The sequence below is a fragment of the Microbacterium sp. ET2 genome, from assembly GCF_030347395.1.
Classification (GTDB): domain Bacteria; phylum Actinomycetota; class Actinomycetes; order Actinomycetales; family Microbacteriaceae; genus Microbacterium; species Microbacterium albipurpureum.
Map to the genome: position 1 here is coordinate 829612 of NZ_CP128170.1, position 20580 is coordinate 850191.

The following is a 20580-nucleotide window of genomic DNA, read 5'->3' on the forward strand; positions in this document are numbered from 1 at the left end:
CATGACCCGTCAGCGTGCTGTTCTTCCTCAGCGCGACCGCCTCGGCGGCGGACGATGAGCGAGTTGGCGGGACGGACGGTTCTCGTCACGGGCGCCTCCGGCGGCATCGGCCGCGCAACCGTCGAGAGGCTCGCCTCATCCGGGGCCAGGGTCATCGCGCACGGTCGCTCCAATCCCGAGGGGGCCATGGAGGCCATCGCCGACTTCCCCGAGGGTTCCGCCACGGTCATCCAGGCCGACCTCGCCGACCCGCAGGGGGCATCGGAACTGTGGCGGGACGCCCTCCGCTGGGCGGGACGGATCGATGTGGTGGTTCTGAACGCGGCCATCATGCCCAAGGTCGAACTCGACGACACCGACGAGGCGTGGAACGAGACCTTCGAACGGGCCCTGCAGGTCAACACCCTCAGCCAGCTCACTCTCATCCGCCGGTCGCTTGCGCACTTCCTGGCCGAGGGCGGCGGCACGATCGTGGGACTGAGCAGCTGGGTGACACAGCGGGGAGCGGGAAATCCGAACCTCGTCGCCTACGCCGCCTCGAAGGCAGCGACGGCTGCGGCCCTGAAGACCGTCGCCCGCGCATATGCGGCCGACGGAGTCTGCACCTACCTCATCGCCCCCGGTGCGGTGGACACCCCGATGTCCGCTTCCGCGGGAGCGGACCGCGGCGGGCGGGAGGCCGTGCTGCAGACGCTCGCCATGGGAGAGATGGTGCCGCCGGCCGAGATCGCCGAACTGATCGCACTGCTGGCGAGCGGCCGGGTTCGCCATCTGAGCGGCGCCACGCTGGACGTCAACGGGGCCACCTACGTCCGCTGACCGGCCGAGTTCAGCGAGTGCCGACACTCTCTTCGATGCGTTCGATGACGCTCCACCCCGACTCGATCACCACGAGGGCGCCGGTGACGTGCCGGGACACATCGGAGGCGAGGAAGCGCAGCGCCGTCTCATCTTGATCGCCGGCGGGCGCCAGGGCGTTGACGCGCACACCATGGGGCTCGAGCTCGTGAGCGAACTCCCGGACCATCTGGTTGATCGCCTCCGAGGACATCGCGCGGGTGCCGCGTTCCGCGCCGGTCGCAGCCCGCGCTCCCGAATAGGCGATGATCGACCCGCGACCTCGGGCCGCCATCGCGGGAGCGAAGTGCCGAAGCGCCGCCCAGCATGACGCGACCTCGGCGGTGAACGCATCGACGAGGTCGTGCTCCGCCGCGATCGGAACACCCGCTGAGTACCCTCGGTCGGCGCAGTGGATCAGCACCTCGGTGTCGTCGAACTCCGCAGCCAATCGCTGCACATGACTGCCGTCGGTGATGTCGACGTCCCATACCCGGAAGCGGTCATCGGCGCCGAAGACGGCCTCGAGCTGCGCCACATCCTCGTCGGCGACGATCACCCGCGCCCCGTGCCCGGCCAGCGTGCGCGCCGCCGAGCGTCCCATCGCGCCTGCGGCGCCGAGGACCAGCACGGTGCGGCCGATCAGGTCAGGGGCGCACATGTCGCATCCGTCGGTAGCGGGGTGTGATCACGGGGGTATCCTCGCCTATTGTTCGCTTACCGCACATGCGTTCACTGTGCGATCGCTCTCTCTATCTTGCACCAGAACCACGGGGCTCGCATCCTCCGCCTAGGCGGACGTTCCTTCCGCGTCCTCGACACCGGAGCGCGTATCGAGGATGCGGGAGAGGAATCGTCGGGTCCGCTCCTCGACGGGTCGGTCGAGCACCTCCCTCGCACTGCCGCTCTCCACGATCCGACCGTCATCCATGAAGACGACGCGGTCGGCGACCTCCCGCGCGAATTCGATCTCGTGCGTGACGACGATCATCGTCAGCCCTTCGGAGGCCAGGCGCCTCATGACCGAGAGGACCTCCCCGACAGTCTCGGGATCCAGGGCCGAGGTGGGCTCATCGAACAGCATCACGCGAGGGCGCATGGCCAGAGCACGCGCGATCGCCGCACGCTGCTGCTGTCCTCCGGAGAGCTGGCGCGGATAGGCCGCTTCTTTCCCGCTCAGCTGCACCCACTCCAGCAGCTGACGCGCATGCGTCTCCGCCTCCGCCCGTGGTGTGCGCAGCACCTGGATCGGGGCTTCGATGATGTTCTCGAGCACCGTCATGTGCCCGAACAGATTGAAGTTCTGGAACACCATCCCGATCTCGGTGCGCTGACGGGCGAGCTCTGCGGGGCCGATCTCGACCAGGTGTCCCCGGCTCTCTCGCACCCCCACGGGCTCGTCACCGAGCCACACGATTCCGGCGGTCGGCGTCTCGAGATGATTGATGCAGCGCAGGAGCGTGGACTTGCCCGACCCGGAGGGACCGATCACACAGACGACCTCGCCGCGGAAGACCTCCAGATCCACCTCACGGAGGACCGCGAGCGCCCCGAAACTCTTGCTCACAGCCTGCAGACGGATGACGGGGTCGACGATCGCGGTCATGCCGGCGTCCTCTCCCTCGGCCCGGAGACGGGTGTCGTCCTCGGCAGGAGCTTGCGGAGCTTCTGCAGATACGTATCGGGTGCGCTCCGTGTCGCGCCTCGTGCGTAGTACTTCTCGATGTAGTGCTGACCGATCGAAAGCACCGTCGTCAGCACGAGATACCAGATGCAGGCCACCACCAGAAGCGGAATGGTCTCGAAGGTGCGGGCGTAGATCACCTGGACGGTGTAGAGGAGTTCACTGATGGCGACGATGCTCACCAGGCTCGTCCCCTTGAGCATCGAGATCACCTGGTTCCCCGTCGGCGGGACGATCACCCGCATCGCCTGCGGCAGCACGATGCGCCGCATCGCCCGGCGCCGCGACATCCCGAGCGCGGCGGCGGCCTCGCTCTGGCCCTGGTCAACCGACTGGATGCCGGCGCGGATGATCTCGGACATGTAGGCACCCTCGTTCAACCCCAGCCCCAGCAGCGCAGCGACCAGGGAGCTGATCACCGTGTTGGTATCCCACTCGAACCACTGCGGTCCGAAGGGGATGCCGAGGGTGAGCTTCGGCAGGAAGCTGGCGAGGTTGTACCAGAACAGCAGCTGAACGAGCAGGGGCGTTCCCCGGAACAGCCAGATGTAGGCGTCGGCGGCCACGTTGAACAGAAGGCTCTGAGAGATCTTCATCAGGGCGAGGATCAACCCGATGAGGCATCCGAGCACCATCGCGACCGCGGTCAGGAAGAGCGTGAGCCCGACGCCCTGCAGCACCCGGTCGCTGAAGAGATACTCTCCGACCACATCCCACCGCATGGCGTCAGCGGTGAGAAATTTCGAGATGATCTCCAGCACGAACAGCACGAGGAGGATCCGCAGCGCCCATCCCGCGGTCTTCACGGCGAGGTGGCGCGCCGTGGTGGTGCGCACCCGGGGCCCTTCGGGGCCCCGTCCGATCTGCAGCGTGGTGGTCAGCGGCCCCCGGCTCGAGCGCTCATCGGGAGCCTCATCGGTGCCGGTCGAGGTCACTGCTCGACGCTCGGATTGACGACCGCCTCATCGAGCAGGCCGAAGTCGACATCCCAACTGGTCATGATCGTCTCGTAGGTGCCGTCCTCGATGAGCTCGTTCACCGCTGCCGCGATGGCCTCGGTCATACCGGAGTCCTTCCCCACCGCTACTCCCTCGAGGTTCGGCTGGTAGTCCAGCGGCTGGATCTCCAGACCCTCGGCACTGCTGTCCTCGCGCAGCAGCCACGACAGCTGACCCTTTGCGGTCATGAACGCGTCGATGCGGTCGGAGCTCACGGCGAGGATCGCCGCAGCCTGCTGCGGGAACGAATCGATGGTCGGCGCCGGTTCTCCGGCGTCGTCGCAGATCGTCACGATCTCCTCGATCTGGATGAGGAACGCCGACCCTGCCAGCGCGCCGACGCGGAGCCCGCACAGGTCCTCGGGCGTGCTGATGTCCAGACCCGCATCCTCACTCGTGATGACTCCGGTGGTGCTCTCGTGCACGGCGACGATGTCGACGACGTCGAGCCGCTCTTGGGTGACGATGATGGATGCCCACGAGCTGTCGAATCGGCCGTTCTCGATACCTGGGATGAAGGTGTCGAAGGCGCCCGACACCTCGGCGGTGTACTCCAATCCCAGCAACGCAGCGGCGGCGCGTCCGAGATCGGGGCCCCACCCCGCGATCTGGTCGTTCTCGTCGAGGAATGTGTCTGCCGGTGCGTTGTCGAACTGGATGGCGGTGAGGGTTCCGCGTTCAGCCACATCCTCGGGTACGAGTTGTGCCAGCTCGTCGTTGGTCTCGATGGTGACGCCGGCGACCTCGATCGATCCGCTGGAATCGTCCCCGTCGCCCGAGGCGCAGCCCGCGAGAGTGAGACCCAGAACTGAAAAGGCGGCGAGGCCGACGAGAACGCGGCGGGTGGCGGGGATGTTCATCGAGGCGGCTCCTTGCAGGTCGGACGAGGTCAAGTGTGTTCGTTGTACGCACGAGTGTTCACTATGCGTTCATCGAAGTCAACACATTCGCTGGGCGCACAACCCGGACCGATCAGCGGAACGAATCGACGACGGCGTTGCGGTGGTAATCGAAGATGATGTTCGTCCGGGTCGAGGCCACGCGGTCATGACCGGAGATCTGCTCCACGACGAAGCGACGCAATGCCGAGGAGTCGGTCACGGCCACGTGAACGATGAAGTCGTCGGCGCCGCCGAGGAAGAACACCTGCACGACCTCGGCGAGCGAGCGGGTGTGTTCGGCGAAATCGGTGATACTCGCCTGACGTGCGCCGGGGCGGAGCGTCACCCCGACGAGGGCCTGCAGCGCCACGCCGAGCCTGGCCTGTGCGACGCTGGCCGTGAACGACGAGATGACGCCGCGGTCGATGAGCCCGCGCAGGCGCGTATGGGCAGTCGACGGGGCGACGCCGACTCGCTCCGCTAGCGCGGCATTGGTGATCCTGCCGTCCGCCGTCACCGCCTCGAGGATCCGACGATCGAGCTCGTCCAACGGAACAGGTTGTGGATCGTTCGGCTCAGGTGCCATCCGAGACCTCCTTCTTCGACACGGGCCCGTCAATCGGCGGAGAATGCCGAATGTTCATCGGATGGCCTGCCGTTTTGACGACTTTTCTCCAACACTATTCATCAACTGCGAAAGGAGCGGTGATGCGAGTCGGTATCCCAGCGGAGATCAAGAACAACGAAGACCGCGTGGCAGCGACGCCGGCGATCGTGGACCAGCTGCGTCGCCGCGGCCATGAGGTCGTCATCCAGGCGGGCGCCGGTGAGGGCTCTCGCATCTCCGACGCCGACTTCGTCGCCGCAGGGGCCAGGCTCGCCGCGACCGCGGACGACGTGTGGGAGCAGGGCGACCTGATCCTCAAAGTCAAGGAGCCGATCGCCGCGGAATACGGCCGGATGCGACGGGGACAGGTGCTCTTCACCTTCCTTCACCTCGCGGCCTCGCGCGCGTGCACCGAAGCCCTGCTCTCGAGCGGGGTCACCTCCATCGCCTACGAGACTGTTCAGCTGCCCGATCGCTCGCTCCCCCTGCTCACCCCCATGAGCGAGGTCGCCGGGCGCCTCTCGATCCAGGTCGGTGCCACCCATCTGATGCGCCCGGCCGGGGGACGCGGCACGCTCCTGGGCGGTATCGCCGGCACCCGCAAAGGCAAGGTCGTGGTCATCGGCGGCGGAGTCGCCGGTGAGAACGCCGCCCGCAACGCCGTGGGCTTCGGCGCGGACGTCACGGTGATCGACATCTCGCTCCCCCGCCTGCGGGCTCTGGAGTCGGAGTTCGGCGGTCTCATCCAGACCCGGCACTCGTCGCCTCTCGAGATCGCCGATCAGCTCGTCGACGCCGATCTCGTCATCGGATCGGTGCTGATCCCGGGGGCTGCCGCGCCGAAGCTCGTCACCGACGAGATGGTGGCGGCGATGAAGCCTGGATCTGTGCTCGTGGACATCGCGATCGACCAGGGCGGCTGCTTCGAGGGCTCGCGACCCACCACCCACGACGAGCCGACCTTCGCGGTGCACGGGAGCCTGTACTACTGCGTCGCGAACATGCCCGGCGCCGTTCCCGAGACCGCCACGCGGGCCCTGACCAACGCCACCGCGCCCTACGTGCTGCGCCTGGCCGACCGCGGATGGCAGGATGCCCTCCGCGCCGATCCGGCGCTGAAGGCCGGCCTCAGCACCCACAACGGGCTGCTCACCAACGCCGATGTCGGTGCGGCACTGAAGCTGGATGTGGCAAGCGCCGACGTTGTGCTCGCGGCCTGATCGGCAGGGACCGACCACGGGGTGGGTGCGGCAGAGCGCCGTACCCACCCCGTGACGCTCAGCCGGCTACCCGGATCAGCTTCTTGTTGACGAACTCGTCGGCGCCGATGAGACCGAGCTCGCGCCCGGTGCCCGAGCGCTTCACCCCGCCGAAGGGAAGCTCCGGCGAATCGGCGAGCACCACGTTGACGTAGACCATGCCGGCGTCGATCTCGTCGGCCACCCGCTGGGCCTGGTCGGGATCAGTGGTGAAGACATACGAGCCCAGTCCGAACCCGGTGTCGTTGGCGATGCGGATCGCCTCCGCCTCGTCCTTCACCCGGTAGACGACCCCCGCCGGGCCGAAGAGCTCTTCGCCGTACACATCCATCTCGGGGGTGACGTCGGTGAGCACTGTGCCCGGGAAGAACGCCCCATCCCGCGCCCCTCCCGTCACCAGTCGGGCCCCCTGCGAGACGGCGTCGTCGATCTGCTTCTGCAATCTCTCGGCCGCCGTTTCGGACGAGAGCGGGCCGAGGACGGTGTCCTCGGCCAGCGGATCGCCGACCTTGGCCGCACCCATCGCCGCGGAGAACTTCTCGAGGAAGGGCTCGTACAGCTCGTCGACGACGATGAAGCGCTTGGCCGCGTTGCAGGACTGCCCGTTGTTGTCCAGTCGCGCGTCGACCGCTGCCTGCACGGTGGCGTCGAGATCATCCGTGGACAGGAGGATGAAGGGGTCTGAACCCCCGAGCTCGAGCGCGACCTTCTTCAGGTGGCGCCCGGCGACCTCGGCGACCGCCGCGCCGGCCCGTTCCGACCCCGTGACCGACACGCCCTGGACGCGCGGATCGGCGATGACTGCCGCGGCCTGATCGTTCGTGGCGTAGATGTTCGTGTAGGCGCCGACGGGGAGTCCCGCGTCGCGGTACATCGCCTCGAGGGCGGCTGCGGACTCGGGACACTGCGGCGCGTGCTTGAGCAGGATGGTGTTGCCGAGGATCAGGTTCGGCGCCGCGAAGCGCGCGACCTGGTAGTACGGGAAGTTCCACGGCATGATTCCCAGCAGCACACCGAGCGGTGTCCTGCGGATGACGGCGGTGCCCTCCCCCTCGATCTCCAGCGGCTGGTCGGCGGTGACCCGCTCGGCGACGTTCGCGTAGTACTCGGTGATGTCGGCGGCGAAGTCGACCTCGCCGAGCGCCGCGACGAGCGGCTTGCCCATCTCGCGCACGATGATGGCCGCCAGTTCGTCGCGACGCTCCCGGTGCAGGTCGGCGACCCGGCGGAGCAGGGCGGCGCGCTCCGAGACCGGCAGGTGGCGCCAGGAGCGATAGGCGATGTCGGCCCGATCGATCGCCGCGGCCAGTTCGTCGTCGCTGATCGTCGGATAGGTGGCGAAGGTCTCCCCCGTCGCGGGGTTGATGACGGCATAGTCACTCATCGGTTCGTGCCTTTCTTGTCGTTCAGTCGTATCGGGCATCGCCGTCTGATGGTCAGCGACGGCGGAGGCTCTCCGGTGCGTCGAGGCTGAGCGTCTCACCCCGGAAGAACGCCGGGCGCCTGATCGACTGCCAGATCATGATGACGATACCGAGACCGATGATGACCACGCCGAGCACGAACACGCTTCCGACCCCGAACCATTCGGTCCCACTGCCGTAGTCCGGGTCCAGGCTCTCCACCAGGGTGATGACGAACAACGCTGCCAGGATCACACCGCCGACCAGGGGGAACAGCAGCGTGAAGACGAAGCTGCGCACCGAGTCGAACCACTGCCGGCGGAAGTACCACACGCACGCGAACGCCGTGATGCCGTAGTAGAAGCAGATCATCATGCCGAGGGTCGTGATGGTGTCCCACAGCACATTCTCATTGATGAAGCGCATCACCGTGTAGAACACCGAAGCCACGACGGCCGAGACGATGGTGGCGTAGCCGGGTGTGAAGAACCGCGGCGAGACGCGGGCGAACTTCGCGGGGAGCGCGCCGTAGTGCCCCATCGCGAGGAGCGTGCGGGCGGGGCCGACGAAGGTCGACTGCAGCGACGACGCCGAGCTGGTGAGCACGGCGAGCGAGACGAGGAACGCCAGCGGCCCCAGGATCGGCCCGGAGAGGTAGAAGAACACGTTCGCCTGGATGTCGGGGTTGCCCAGACCCAACCCCTCCTCGCCCGTTCCCGCGAAGGCGAGCAGCGCGATCGAGATGAGGAGGTAGAGCGTGACGATCGTCACCACGGTGACGGTCGCTGCGCGTCCGGGGGTCTTCTCGGGGTTGCGGGTCTCCTCGTTCATCGTGAGGGTGACATCCCACCCCCAGAAGATGAAGATCGACAGCGACAGGCCGGCCACGATCGCGATCGCCGGTGTGACGACCAGCGGATCGAACCAGGAGAGCTCGATGGGGCTCGCGTCGAATGCGGTGCCGTTCGCGACGTGCACGAAGGCGGCGATCGAGAAGACGAGCAGAACCAGCACCTGGAAGCTCACCAGCACGTACTGCAGCTTCTGGGTCGTCTGCATGTCCCGGTAGGAGATGACGGTCGCGCCCAGCATGAACAGCAGGCAGACCGCGACGTTGATGAAGGGGTTGAAGGCGAGTTCGGCGATCGTCCCGGGGCTCCCCGCGATCTGATCGATCAGCAGGAAAAGGAACTCCACGGCGATGCCGGCGAGATTCGACAGCACCAGGATCGTCGCAGCGACCAGGCCCCAGCCCGCCATCCAGCCCACCCACGGCCCGAAGGCGCGGACAGCCCAGGTGAACGATGTGCCCGAGTCGGGCATCGTGCGGTTGAGCTCACGGTAGCCGAATGCGACCAGCAGCATCGGGATGAATCCGAGCAGGATGATCGCGGGCACCTGGAAGCCGACCTCCGACACCGTCGGGCCGAGCGCCGCGGTGAGCGTGTAGGCCGGTGCGATGCAGGAGATGCCGATGACCACGGCGCCGATGAGGCCGACCGTCCCCGCACTCAGGCCCTTCTTCGACAGTCCGCCGGTCAGTGCCTCGGAGGCGGGTGGGGTGGCGGTCGTCGGGCCGCCGCTGCGCGGCCCGCTGTGTGCAGCGCTCATCGCCGCTCTCCATTCATGCTTTCGTGGACGCGTGTTCGGGGCACGACGACCATCGGGACGGGAAGCTCGTGCAGCATCTTCGCCGCGGTCGAGCCGAGGAACAGCCGCCGGGGCTGCGCGAGGCGACTCGATCCGACGATCGCGAGCTCCCCGGGCTCCCAGCCGAGGTGCGAGACGGCGTCCTCGATGCTCTCTCCGCGCGCGACGACCACGTCGGCCGTGATGCCCTCGGGAAGAGACCCCAGCGCCGTGCGGAGCACATCGTCGGCGTGGGCGGCGCCCGCCAGGCGGATGACACCGGTGTCGACGCTCGCGGGCAGGTCGACCGAGACGAGGGACAGCAGCCGCAGCTCCGCTCCGGTCGCGATGGCGAGCGCGATGCTCTCCTCCATGAGCGCGTCGGCACCCGGGCGCGTGCCGATCGCGGCCGTGATGCGGGTGACGCCGAGAGCGGGGTCCTGGCGACGCGACCCTTCGGGAGCCAGCACGACCGGAACGTCGGAGGAGTGCAGCAGCTCGGTGGCGACCGTGCCGAGGCGATGCCGACCGCGCAGCCCACCGTTGGCCGCGCCGACCACGACGTGCGACGCCTCGAACTCGTCGGCGGCGGCGACGAGGCCCTCGGCGAACGAGTCGCTGTAGCGGACGTGACCGACGTGGGAGACGCCCGCGGGGATGCCGGCGGCCGCACCCTCCAGCCACATCGTGGCCTGCTCGCGCAGGTATCGGTCGTAGCTGGCATTCGGCGGCGTGATGACGCTGCGATCGTCGCCGGGCAGCACGACGACGAGGTCGAGCTGCGCACCGGTCGCCTTCGCGAGGCGCGCGCCCAGCGCGACGGCGTCGGCTCCGGCATCCGTGGCGGTGTAGCCGACCACGATGCGGCCACTCATGCGCGCGCCGCCTCGACGATGTTCTCGGCGACGAGGCGGCCCATGCGGATGGCACCGTCGACGTGCTGATAGCCGAGCCCTGCCATGTCGCTGCAGGCGAAGTGGATCGGACCGACCGGTTCGCGCTGATCCGCGCCGTATCGGGTCAGACCGCCGAGGTCGAAGCTCGCGGCGTAGGCACCGCGCGTCCACTCCTCGGCGCCCCAGTCGCTCTCGTAGTAGACCACCGGATTCTTCGCCTCGGGCCCGTAGTAGTGCGAGAGCGACTCGAGGATGCGCTCCTTGCGCTCCTGGGGCGACAGGCGGAACACGTCATCGGCATGACGGTCGGAGACGAACCCGACGAGAGTGCCGCGCTCGTCACCGTGGTTGGTGTTGTCGTACGCCTCGTGCGAGAGCTCGTAGGGGCTGAATGCCGTCCCCGACAACCCGTTGTCACGCCAGAAGGGCCGCTCGTAGACCGCGTGGACCTTGATGACGAGTCCCATCGAGATGTGCTGGTGCATCTGATGCTGAAGCCTCGGCAGCGGAGGCGAGAACGAGATGCGCGGGTAGAGCACCGGGGCGAGGGCCAGGATGACGAAGCGGGCGCGCACCGTCATGCGGTCGGCCTCCACGGTCACGCCGCCGTCGGTCCAGTCGATGCGGCGCACCGGCTGGTCGAGGAAGACGTCGCCCCCGAGGCGCTCGGCGAGCAGGAGCGGCACCTGCTGCAGACCGCCGACGACGCGCTTGTCGAGGATGAAGTCGGCGTCGACCAGGTGCGAGAAGCTCCCGGCCGAGGCCGCCATCAGCAGCGCCTGGAGGGTGGAGAAGGCGTGAGGGGGCTTGGTGAGCATCGCCCCCGCGATGAACAGCGCGATGTTGTCCCGGGCCTCGACGTCGTCGGTCTGCTCCGCCAGCCATGTCTCGAAAGAGGTGCGGTCGAGCTTCTCTGCGTCGGGATGCTCCCACGGACGGTCGGGATCGATCTCTGCGACCATCCGGTCGAGCCGCTCGATGAGGTCGACCATCACCTTCTCCGTCGCCGCGGGCACAGGGAAGATCTCGCCGGTGAACCGGGTGAGCTCGCCGTCGGCGTTGATGTACACCGAGTCGCCCTCGCGGTAGCGGGAGTAGGTCTCCAGCCCCAGGTCCTCGAGCGTCTCGATCAGGGCTTCCTGGTCGGGCGAGACCCACTGGCCGCCCACTTCGAGCATCGCGCCGTCGATGACATCCGTGTGCAGGCGCCCGCCGACCCGGTCGCGCGCCTCGAGGACGGCGACCGAGAGGCCTGCTTTGCGCAGCTCGTTCGCGGCCGCCAGGCCTGCCGCTCCCGCGCCGATGACGACGACGTCTCGCGTCAGCACGTCGGTGGTGGGGTCTGTCATGGTGCTCCTTCGCATCGGGTTCGAGCAGGCCACCCGGCGCCGCGGCACCGGGTCTGTCGGGGGTCAGTCTGCCGTGGGTGCGGGGGCGTCGTCGCCGGCGAGCGCCGGCTCGCTGTCGGTGCGCGATTCGTCGAGCACGCGGGCGAGCACGTCGAGGCCCTCGGTCAACAGCTCGTCGCCGATCGCCAGCGGAGGAAGAAACCGGATGACGTTGCCGAACGTGCCGCAGGTGAGCACGATCACGCCCTCGGCGATGCACGCCTTCGCCACCGCGGCGGTGAGGGCTGGATCCGGCGCGCCGGTCGCCGGATGCACGAATTCGACCGCCACCATCGCGCCGCGGCCGCGCACCTCGCCCAGCCGCGGGTCCGCCGCCTGCATCGCCCGGAGGCGCTCGGTGAGGATGCCGCCGATCTCGCGCGCCCGCTCGATGAGGCCCTCTGTCTCGAACGCTTCGATCGCGGCGAGGGCCGCCGCGCAGGCGATGGGGTTGCCGCCGTACGTGCCGCCCAGTCCGCCGAGGTGCGAGGCGTCCATGATCTCGGCGCGGCCGGTCACCGCGGCCAGGGGCAGGCCGCCCGCCATCCCCTTGGCTGTGGTGATGAGGTCGGGCACGATGCCGAAGACGTCGCTGGCGAACATCGCGCCGGTGCGGGCGAAACCGGTCTGCACCTCGTCGGCGATGAAGACCACGCCGTTGGCACGGCTCCAGTCCACCAGTGCCGGAAGGAAGCCGTCGGCGGGGACGATGAACCCGCCCTCGCCCTGGATCGGCTCGATGATGACGGCGGCGAGGTTGTCGGCCCCCACCTGCTTCTCGATGACCGAGATGGCCCGCGCCGCGGCATCCGCCCCGCTCAGTCCGTCCCGGAACGGGTACGACAGCGGTGCCCGGTAGATCTCCGAGGCGAACGGCCCGAACCCGCTCTTGTACGGCATCGCCTTGGCGGTGAGCGCCATCGTGAGATTCGTGCGCCCGTGGTAGCCGTGGTCGAAGGCGACGACGGCCGGCTTGCCGGTGTACTTGCGGGCGATCTTGACGGCGTTCTCCACCGCCTCGGCACCGGAGTTGAACAGCGCGCTCTTCTTGGCGTGGTTGCCGGGGGTGACGCGGTTCAGCGCTTCGGCGACGGCGACGTACGACTCGTACGGCGAGATCATGAAGCAGGTGTGGGTGAATTGCGCGACCTGCGCCTGCACGGCCTCGACGATGCGGGGGTGGGCGTTGCCGACCGTGGTGACGGCGATACCCGACCCGAGGTCGATGAAGGAGTTGCCGTCGGCGTCGACGACAACCCCGCCGCCGGCGGCGACGGCTTCGACCGGGACGGTGTGTCCGACACCGGCGCTGACGGCTGCGGCCTTCCGGGCGAGGAGCTCCTGCGAACGAGGCCCCGGGATGGAGGTGACGAGTCTGCGCTCCTGCGGAAGGGTCGGTCCGCCGAGCGGGGGCGCGGTGAGGGTGGCAGCGGTCATGCCGGGAGCGTAGGGTTCGAGATGCCGCCGGCGCACCGGCCGCCGCGTACATTCTGCGGCCGGAGCTGTACCATCCGTACAGTGGCGCGGCGCGGGCCGCTCCCCCGCGAGGAGACACGATGACGACGTCGGCCGAAGCAGCTGCACCCCCCACCCTCCGCTCCCTCCTCGCTCGCGCCGACCTCCACCTGCGGGCGGAGGACACCGCTCCTGACGACGCCCTGTCGCGCCCCGTGCGGTGGGTCCACAGCACCGACCTGCTCGATCCGACGCCGTTCCTCTCGGAAGGCCTCGTGCTGCTGACCACCGGCACGCAGTTCCTCCCGTCCGCGGACGAGGCTTCCGTCGTCGACGCCTACGTGCGGCGCCTGTCCGAGCGAGGCGTCGTGGGAGTCGGCTTCGGCACCGAGGTCGTGCGCGACGGCATCCCGCCGACCCTCGTCGAGGCATGCGGACACCACCGCATGCCGCTGTTCGAGGTGCCCTACCGCACGCCCTTCATCGCGGTCGCCCGCGCCAACGCCGAGGCGATCGCCGCGGTCGGGTACGCCCGCCGGTCGTGGGCGCTCGCGGCGCAGCGCGCCATCTCGATGGCGGCCCTGCGCCCCGACGGGCTCGGAGCGACGGTGGCGGAGCTGGCCAAGCAGCTGGGCACCTGGGTCGGACTCTTCGACGCCGCGGGCGAGCTCTCACGCGAGCACCCGGCCGGGGGGCTGGACGAGCCGACCGCGGGGGCGCTGCACGGCGAGATCGGCGCGGTGCTGCGTCGCGGCGCCCGTGCCGGTTCGTCGATGCGCCTGGGAGGTCTGCCCTTCACCCTGCAGACCCTCGGCCGGGGCGGTCACCTGCGCGGCGTCATCGCCATCGCCGCGGGCGACCTCGATCAGGAGGGCCGCGGGGTCGTGACCGCGGTGATCGCGATGGCAGGCCTCGCCCTCGAACAGCAGCAGGGGCTCGCCCGAGCCCGCGGCTCCCTTCGAGCCGGGCTCGTGCAGTCGCTGCTGTCGGGCGACCCCGCTCTCGCGCGACGGATCTCCCGCGACCTGTGGGGAGCGCTGCCGGCCGCGCCGGTGGTGGTGGCCATGACGGATGCCGCGACCGCGCGCATCGACAGCGTCGCCGAATTCCTCGAGCTGCGCGCCGAGGAGCGACGCGGGGCGGTGTTCTTCGGGCGAAGCGGCGACGGACTCGCGGTGGTCGTCCCGGCTGCGGCGCCCGACGTGCTCGACGAGCTCGTCGACAGGTTCGACGCGCGGATCGGCGTCTCGGACGGTGCAGGCTACGACGGATTCGCGGCCGCGGTCGAACAGGCGCGCATCGCGCGGGACCGCGCCGCCGAGCGCGGCGGCGGACCCGTCGCCCACTTCGCCGAGGTGGCCCGTTCGGGCGTGCTCGCCGCACTCACCTCGCTCTCGGGCGAGGCCCGCGCGGTCGCCGCCGCCGAGCTGGCGCCGCTGGCGACCCACGACGCCGAACACGGCACCGCGCTCGTCACGACACTGCGGACCTGGCTCGAGCAGGACTGCTCGCACGAGGCGTGCGCGCTCGCCCTCGGGGTGCACCGCCACACGGTGCGCACCCGGCTGGGCCTCGCCGAGCGGGTGCTCGGGCGCGACCTGTCGTCGTTCGCGGTGCGCGCGGAGCTCTGGGCCGCGTTCGCGGCATCCTCCTGACCGCGCGTCCTCTCCCCGCCTTCCCGCGTCCCCGTGCGCAACGGCGGGGCCCGGCCGAAGACACGCCGGAGCCAGGCGAACATCGCCAGCGTGTTGCTTCCCCACCCCGCCGTTATGTAACGCCAAGCGTCGTCGGGCACCCGGCATCCTCTCCTCCCCAGCCGGGATCGCTGCAAACTCGTCCACACAACGGGCCCCGGGGGCTCTACGGTCGGTGCCCGCCGAACACCATGTCGTCATGTGCACCGAGAAGGATGCCGTGGTTTCCGCGGCCGCGCTCCGGCGCGGAGGACTCACCCGGCGAGACGTCGACCGCTGCCTCGAGCACGGCGTGCTCGCGCGGCTGCGCCGCGGCGTCTACGCCCGGCCCGGCGCTTGCCCCGACGCGCGGAGCGCCGCATCTCACGGAGGCCGGATGGCCTGCGTGACCGCCGCCCGCCATCTCGGGCTCTGGGTGCTGGACGACGGCGACGCCGCGCACGTGTGGCTACGCGGTCACGGTCACTCTTACCGTCACGACGCATGTCGGTGCGTTGAGCATTGGGACGACAGCACGGCATCGGATTCCTTCGGCCTGCCCTCGGTCCCCCGCATCCTTCGCCAGATTCTGAGATGCTGCGGCATCGAAGGGTTCTTCGTGGCGCTCGAATCTGCCCTTCACCTGAGACGCATCTCGCGGGAGGGGGTCGCGTGGCTTCGCGCGGTGTGTCCCGGGAAGGCGCGTGAGGCGATCGCTCTTGCGCGGGGCGAAGCCGACAGCGGACTCGAGTCGCTCGTGCGGTGGCGGTTGCGCGACCTCGGCCTGCGCATCCGGGCTCAGGTGACGATCGTCTCGGTCGGACGCGTGGACTTCCTGATCGGCGACCGGCTCATCATCGAAGTCGACGGACGGGCGGGGCACGACGACCCGGCGAGTCGGCACAAGGCTCGGGTGCGCGATGCGAACGCGGCGATGTGGGGCTACATCACACTGCGATTCGATTACGCCATGGTGGTGCACGACTGGGACGTCGTCGAGCGGGCGATCCTCGCGCATGTCGTATCGGGCCGTCACCTCGCGGGCGGATGACCGCACCCATGCGTAACGGCGGGGATGCGGCGCAACTCGCCGACGCCGCAGCGCGGGCGATCGGCGCGTCATCCCTCCGGCCCGCCGTTGCGTCCGCCGGGAGGACGGGTCAGGAGCCGGATGCCGGGGCGTGCGCCTGCAGGAACTCGTAGACCTCCGTCGTGTCCACCCCGGGGAACGAGCCGGTCGGAAGCGTCGCCAGCAGGGTGCGTGGGGTCCGGACATTCGGCCACGAGTGCTCGCGCCACGCCGACTCCAGCTCCGCCGGCGCACGACGGCAGCAGACCTCAACCGAATGCCGGGAAACACCCCGGTTCGGGGTGTCGCGACCGTGGAACCACTTGGTGTCGTCGAAGCGGACCCCCACCGACACCGAGTGCGCGCCCTCGCTGGAGGGCTCCACCCGCGCGGTGCACCAGTAGGTGCCGTTGCCGGTGTCGGTGTACTGGTAGTACGGGTTGAACTTGTCGGCGATGTCGAACACGACCCGCGAGGTCCACCGCCGGCAGCACATCTGTCCCTCGATCGAACCGAGTCGATCGGTGGGGAAATTGACGTCGTCGTTCTCGTAGGCCTTCGTGATCGTTCCCGACTCATGCACCTTCAGGAAGTGCACCGGGATGCCCAGATGCACCGTCGCGAGGTTGGTGAAGCGGTGCGCGGCGGTCTCGTAGGTCACCGAGTAGGCGTCGCGGAGATCTTCGATCGAGATCGCGCGATCCTTCTTCGCCTCCTGCAGGTACGGCACCACGTGCGCCTCGGGAACGAGCAGCGCCCCGGTGAGATAGTTCGTCTCCACGCGCTGGCGGAGGAACTCGGCGTAGCTCGTGGGCTCCTGATGACCCAGGATGCGGCTCGACAGCGCCTGCAGCACCGCGGTGCGCGGGTCGCCCTTGGCGGGCACGCGACTGGAGAGGTAGAGCCGGCCGTTCTTCATGTCGGCGACGCTCCGCGTCGTCTGCGGCAGATCCGCGACGTAGTGCAGCGTGAAGCCGAGGTGCGCCGCGATATCGGAGGCCGCGCGCTGGGTCAGCGGCCCGCCGGGGTGATCCACCGCTTCGAGCACCCGCCGGGCCTCGGCCTCGAGCTCGGGGAAGTAGTTGTCCTGCGTGCGCATCAGGCGCCGGAGCGCCACGTTGGCCCGCCGCGCCTCTTCAGGCGTGGCCGAGCGCTCGTCGCGGAGCCGTTCGATCTCGCCCTGGAGGGAGAGCAGGGCTGAGAGCACCTCCGTCGGAATCGTCTTGCCGACGCGGAACGGGGGAATGCCGAGCGCCTGGAAGGTCTGCCCCCGCATGGCGCGCTCGAGGGACACCTCGAGCGTCGCCCGCTCGTCGAGCGGATCGCCCGCGAGCAGAGCGTCGAGCGTCGTGCCGAGCGCCTTCGCGATCGCCTGCAGCAGCGACAACCGTGCCTCGCGGCGGCCGTTCTCGATCATCGAGAGCTGGCTCGGTGCCCGGCCGACGGCGTCGGCGAGGGATTCCAGCGTCATCCCGCGCTGCGTGCGCACGGCCCGGATGCGACGGCCGATCATCAGCGGATCGAGCACGTCATCGTCGGCGCCCGAGTCGGGCTCGAGTGCTTCTTCACGGTCGGCTGCGAGCGTCATGACCGGCATTCTGTCACAGCAGCAGAATTTCGTCGAAACTTCACACCGCAGATTGTCTTCTCCGCGGCGGAACTTCACGGAGAGTGAGTTCACGTCCTCCTCGTCCCGATCCGGTCGGCACGAGACATCCGATGAAGGAGAGCACCATGACCGCCACCGCCGCCAGCCGCCCGCCGCTTCGCGCCGGAGACCAGACGCAGACCGCCGCGGAGCTGCAGGAGGTCTGGGAGACCGATCCCCGATGGGACGGTGTCCAGCGCACCTACACCGCCGACGACGTGATCGCTCTTCGCGGCTCGGTCCGCGAGGAGAGCACCCTGGCCCGCCGGGGCGCAGAGAGCCTGTGGAACCTGCTTCACACCGAGGAGTACATCCGGGCCCTGGGCGCCTACACCGGGGGTCAGGCCGTGCAGCAGGTGCGTGCGGGCCTGAAGGCCATCTACCTCTCGGGCTGGCAGGTGGCCGCCGACGGCAACCTCGCCGGACAGACCTACCCCGACCAGAGCCTGTACCCCGCCAACTCCGTGCCCGCCGTGGTCCGACGGATCAACAACGCCCTCCTCCGCCAGGACCAGATCGAGCACGCCGAGGGCACACCGACCCGGGATTGGCTGGCGCCGATCGTGGCCGACGCCGAGGCCGGCTTCGGCGGACCGCTGAACGCGTACGAACTGGCTCAGTCGCTGATCCAGTCGGGTGCCGCCGGCATCCATTGGGAAGACCAGCTGGCCAGCGAGAAGAAGTGCGGCCACCTCGGCGGCAAGGTCCTCGTGCCGATTCAGCAGCACATCCGGACGCTGAACGCGGCGAGGCTGGCGGCGGATGTCGCGGGCGTGCCGACCGTCATGATCGCGCGCACCGACGCCCTGGCCGCCGACCTGCTCACCAGCGACGTCGACGAGCGCGACCGCCCCTTCCTCACCGGCGAGCGCACCGCCGAAGGGTTCTACCGGGTGCGCCCGGGCCTGGACTCGGTGATCGCCCGCGGTCTCGCGTTCGCGCCCTACGCCGACCTGCTGTGGGTCGAAACCGGGGAACCCGACATCGAGCTCGCCCGCGAGTTCGCCGCGGCCGTGCACGCGAAGTTCCCCGGAAAGCTCCTGGCGTACAACTGCTCGCCGAGCTTCAACTGGAAGCGGCACCTCGACGATCGGCAGATCGCGACCTTCCAGCAGGAGCTGGCCGAGCTCGGCTACAAGTTCCAGTTCATCACCCTCGCCGGTTTCCACGCCCTGAACTACTCGATGTTCGATCTCGCCCGCGGCTACGCCGACCGGGCGATGAGCGCCTACGTCGAGCTGCAGGAGGCCGAGTTCGCCGCCGAGGCGGCCGGGTACACCGCCACCCGTCACCAGCGGGAGGCCGGAACCGGCTACTTCGACCGCGTATCCACGGCGCTCAACCCCGACAGCGCCACCCTCGCCCTGGTGGGATCCACCGAGGCTCAGCAGTTCCACTGACCCCGTGCTTTCTCGAACCCGAAGGACCCGATCATGACCCTCACCACCGCCCCACCGCCCCTGACCACGCCGCCGCCGACCATGCGGCCGACCACCGGGCCCATCCGCACCCATCAGCCGACGATCCGCGTCACCGGGGAGATGTCACCGCGGTACGACGAGATCCTCACGCCTGAGGCCCTCACCTTCGTCACGGCCCTGCACGACCGCTTCGGCGGACGCCGCCACGACCGCCTCGCCGAGCGGATGCGCCACCGGTTCGAGATCGGCAACGGTCGCGATCCGCACTTCCGCCACGACACCGCGCACATCCGCGACGATCCGCAGTGGCGGGTGGCCGGTGCCGGCCCGGGTCTGGAGGATCGTCGCGTCGAGATCACCGGTCCGACCGATCCGAAGATGACGATCAACGCGCTGAACTCCGGCGCGAAGGTGTGGCTCGCCGACCAGGAGGACGCCACCTCGCCGACGTGGCGGAACGTCATCGAAGGGCAGCTGTCGCTCTTCGATGCGATCCGCGGACGGCTGTCGTACACGAGTCCGGAGGGAAAGAGCTATCGGGTGACGGCGGATCAGACGCCGACGATCGTGATGCGACCCCGGGGCTGGCATCTGCCCGAAGCGCACATCGAGTTCACTGATCGCACGGGTCGCACGCTGTCGGCGTCGGGATCGCTGGTCGACTACGGCCTGTACGTGTTCCACAACGCCCAGGCCCTGATCGACGCGGGCCGCGGACCGTACTTCTACCTCGCAAAGCTCGAGAGCGCGGAGGAGGCGCGGCTGTGGGATGACATCTTCACCTTCACCGAGCGCGCCCTGGGCATCACCCACGGCACGATCCGCGCCACGGTGCTGATCGAGACGCTCCCGGCGGCGTTCGAGATGGAGGAGATCCTGTTCGAGCTGCGCGACCACTGCGCGGGGCTGAACGCCGGGCGCTGGGACTACATCTTCTCGATCATCAAGAACTACCGCGGGCGCGGCGCGCGATTCGTCCTTCCTGACCGTAGCGACGTGACGATGACGGTGCCGTTCATGCGGGCCTACACCGAGCTGCTGGTGAAGACGTGCCACAGGCGCGGGGCGTTCGCGATCGGGGGGATGAGCGCCTTCATCCCGAACCGGCGCGACCCCGAGGTGACCCAGCGGGCGTTCGAGAAGGTCGCCGCCGACAAGAAGCGCGAGGCCGCCGACGGCTTCGACGGCACCTGGGTGGCCCACCCCGACCTCATTCCGATCGCCCGGGCGGAGTTCGACGCGGTGCTGGGCGGCCGGCCGAATCAGGTCGACCGCCGGCGCGACGACGTGTCGGTGACCGCGGCGCAGCTGATCGACGTGCACATCGGACTGCCGATCACCGCCGCGGGTGTGCACGCCAACGTGTCGGTGGCCATCCGCTACCTCGAGGCGTGGCTGCGGGGTGTGGGTGCGGTCGCCATCGACAACCTGATGGAAGACGCGGCCACCGCCGAGATCAGCCGCTCGCAGATCTGGCAGTGGATCCACCAGGACCGCACGCTCTCCGACGGCACACCCATCACGGCCGACTACGTCGAGGGACTCATCGTCCAGGTGCTGGGTGAAGTGGCTCGCAGCGACGGCGACCGGTTCGACGACGCCGCCGAGCTGTTCCGCGAGGTCGCTCTGCAGCCCGAGTTCCCCACGTTCCTCACCGTCCCGGCCTACGTCCGCTACCTCGCCTGAGCCGGCCCGCCGAGACCGCATCCGCCCGTCGAGACGTGCGCCCACG

17 protein-coding genes are annotated in these 20580 nt (G+C 69.2%); 6 read left to right on the forward strand and 11 right to left on the reverse strand.

From position 1 onward, the window contains the following. The first annotated feature begins 54 nt into the window (after positions 1 to 54). On the forward strand, positions 55 to 819 hold the full coding sequence (locus QSU92_RS04065) for an SDR family NAD(P)-dependent oxidoreductase (RefSeq protein ID WP_289264910.1): 765 nt from the start codon (positions 55 to 57) through the stop codon (positions 817 to 819). Between the two features lie 10 nt (positions 820 to 829). On the opposite strand, the gene QSU92_RS04070 is transcribed toward QSU92_RS04065, so the two are convergent. The 5 genes from QSU92_RS04070 to QSU92_RS04090 form a co-directional block, all read right to left on the reverse strand. After that, positions 830 to 1498: an SDR family NAD(P)-dependent oxidoreductase gene (locus tag QSU92_RS04070; RefSeq protein WP_289264911.1), complete on the reverse strand. Its 669-nt coding sequence runs from the start codon at positions 1496 to 1498 to the stop codon at positions 830 to 832. A 129-nt stretch (positions 1499 to 1627) separates the two neighbouring features. Beyond that, positions 1628 to 2443 carry an amino acid ABC transporter ATP-binding protein gene (locus tag QSU92_RS04075; protein ID WP_289264912.1) on the reverse strand — a complete coding sequence of 272 codons (816 nt, stop codon included), beginning with the start codon at positions 2441 to 2443 and terminating at the stop codon, positions 1628 to 1630. After that, the gene (locus tag QSU92_RS04080) at positions 2440 to 3456 is read right to left on the reverse strand and encodes an amino acid ABC transporter permease (protein ID WP_289264913.1); all 1017 of its coding nucleotides are present in this window, start codon (positions 3454 to 3456) and stop codon (positions 2440 to 2442) included. The genes QSU92_RS04075 and QSU92_RS04080 overlap by 4 nt, the downstream gene beginning before the upstream one ends. Then, positions 3453 to 4379, reverse strand: coding sequence for a transporter substrate-binding domain-containing protein (locus tag QSU92_RS04085; protein WP_289264914.1), 927 nt, complete (start codon positions 4377 to 4379; stop codon positions 3453 to 3455). Before QSU92_RS04085 ends, QSU92_RS04080 begins: the two co-directional genes overlap by 4 nt. 112 nt (positions 4380 to 4491) lie before the next feature. After that, positions 4492 to 4986: an Lrp/AsnC family transcriptional regulator gene (locus tag QSU92_RS04090; protein WP_289264915.1), complete on the reverse strand. Its 495-nt coding sequence runs from the start codon at positions 4984 to 4986 to the stop codon at positions 4492 to 4494. Between the two features lie 122 nt (positions 4987 to 5108). On the opposite strand from QSU92_RS04090, the gene ald reads away from it, so the two are divergent. Further along, positions 5109 to 6227 carry an alanine dehydrogenase gene (gene ald, locus QSU92_RS04095; protein ID WP_289264916.1) on the forward strand — a complete coding sequence of 373 codons (1119 nt, stop codon included), beginning with the start codon at positions 5109 to 5111 and terminating at the stop codon, positions 6225 to 6227. Between the two features lie 58 nt (positions 6228 to 6285). Here ald and QSU92_RS04100 read toward each other — a convergent pair whose 3' ends face one another. The 5 genes from QSU92_RS04100 to gabT all read right to left on the reverse strand — a co-directional run bounded on the left by QSU92_RS04100 (position 6286) and on the right by gabT (position 13019). After that, on the reverse strand, positions 6286 to 7650 hold the full coding sequence (locus QSU92_RS04100) for an NAD-dependent succinate-semialdehyde dehydrogenase (RefSeq protein WP_289264917.1): 1365 nt from the start codon (positions 7648 to 7650) through the stop codon (positions 6286 to 6288). A gap of 52 nt (positions 7651 to 7702) precedes the next feature. Continuing rightward, entirely contained in the window at positions 7703 to 9280 is a 1578-nt protein-coding gene (locus QSU92_RS04105; protein WP_289264918.1) for an APC family permease, read from the reverse strand. Next, positions 9277 to 10173 carry a universal stress protein gene (locus QSU92_RS04110; protein ID WP_289264919.1) on the reverse strand — a complete coding sequence of 299 codons (897 nt, stop codon included), beginning with the start codon at positions 10171 to 10173 and terminating at the stop codon, positions 9277 to 9279. The genes QSU92_RS04105 and QSU92_RS04110 overlap by 4 nt, the downstream gene beginning before the upstream one ends. Then, a complete protein-coding gene (locus QSU92_RS04115; RefSeq protein WP_289264920.1) occupies positions 10170 to 11543 on the reverse strand; it encodes a flavin monoamine oxidase family protein in 1374 nt (457 codons plus the stop codon). The genes QSU92_RS04110 and QSU92_RS04115 overlap by 4 nt, the downstream gene beginning before the upstream one ends. A 63-nt stretch (positions 11544 to 11606) precedes the next feature. Continuing rightward, positions 11607 to 13019, reverse strand: coding sequence for a 4-aminobutyrate--2-oxoglutarate transaminase (gene gabT, locus QSU92_RS04120; RefSeq protein ID WP_289264921.1), 1413 nt, complete (start codon positions 13017 to 13019; stop codon positions 11607 to 11609). 119 nt (positions 13020 to 13138) lie between these two features. On the opposite strand from gabT, the gene QSU92_RS04125 reads away from it, so the two are divergent. Next, on the forward strand, positions 13139 to 14692 hold the full coding sequence (locus QSU92_RS04125; protein WP_289264922.1) for a PucR family transcriptional regulator: 1554 nt from the start codon (positions 13139 to 13141) through the stop codon (positions 14690 to 14692). Positions 14693 to 14930: 238 nt separating this feature from the next. Continuing rightward, a complete protein-coding gene (locus QSU92_RS04130; protein WP_289264923.1) occupies positions 14931 to 15761 on the forward strand; it encodes a DUF559 domain-containing protein in 831 nt (276 codons plus the stop codon). A gap of 109 nt (positions 15762 to 15870) precedes the next feature. Here the strand turns inward: QSU92_RS04130 and QSU92_RS04135 are convergent, their stop codons facing one another. After that, on the reverse strand, positions 15871 to 17367 hold the full coding sequence (locus tag QSU92_RS04135) for a helix-turn-helix domain-containing protein (protein ID WP_422880413.1): 1497 nt from the start codon (positions 17365 to 17367) through the stop codon (positions 15871 to 15873). 146 nt (positions 17368 to 17513) lie between these two features. On the opposite strand from QSU92_RS04135, the gene aceA reads away from it, so the two are divergent. Next, positions 17514 to 18827: an isocitrate lyase gene (aceA, locus tag QSU92_RS04140; RefSeq protein ID WP_289264924.1), complete on the forward strand. Its 1314-nt coding sequence runs from the start codon at positions 17514 to 17516 to the stop codon at positions 18825 to 18827. Between the two features lie 81 nt (positions 18828 to 18908). Further along, complete coding sequence (gene aceB / locus QSU92_RS04145) at positions 18909 to 20534, forward strand: malate synthase A (protein WP_422880431.1); 1626 nt, start codon at positions 18909 to 18911, stop codon at positions 20532 to 20534. The last annotated feature ends 46 nt before the right edge of the window (positions 20535 to 20580 follow it).